Raw genomic sequence first — 526 nt, 5'->3', positions numbered from 1 at the left:
CTACCTCGGGTGTTTGACGGCGAAGCGCAGCTTCGGCCATGGATGAAGGATGCGAGCCTTGGGGAGCCAGTCATCGGTGATCTGCGTTATGCGATCCCAGGTCAGACAGGTCCGCTGACTGCGCCGCCGAAGCGTCCGCCTCCAGAGATCGGTCAGATAGAACCGAAACGCATTGAGCGCTCGGCCATTCGTCGGGACAGCAAAGTACGCAAAGTGACCGGTCAAGACCTGCCTCAGCCATTTCCCTTGTGCAGGGATCGGCCAGTGCATTCGGCGCCTTAGCTCCTCCTTGATTTCGCGGAGTTTGGTTCGCAAGCGGTCGCTACGGGTCTTCCGTTGAAGCTGGAAGCGCCCTTGGCGTGATTTGCCGCAGATAAACGTGAACCCCATGAACGCAAAGGTTTCCGGCTTTCCGAGTCCGCGCTGCTTGCGTTGAGCCGCCGCATGGCGACCAAACTCAATCAGGCGGGTCTTGGCCGGGTGGAGCGTCAGCTCGAACTCCTCCAGTCTCGCGCGCATCGCGTCA

The 526-nt window shown here is 60.5% G+C and carries 1 pseudogene; it reads right to left on the bottom strand.

Annotated elements, in window-relative coordinates:
- Window positions 1-526: pseudogene (locus XI08_RS09805) on the bottom strand (group II intron reverse transcriptase/maturase); the annotation flags it as partial.

Origin of the sequence: Bradyrhizobium sp. CCBAU 11361 (assembly GCF_028128935.1) — a bacterium.
Taxonomy (GTDB): Bacteria; Pseudomonadota; Alphaproteobacteria; order Rhizobiales; family Xanthobacteraceae; genus Bradyrhizobium; species Bradyrhizobium niftali.
The sequence above is the reverse complement of the archived record's forward strand: the minus strand, read 5'-3'. Positions and strand labels throughout refer to the sequence as shown.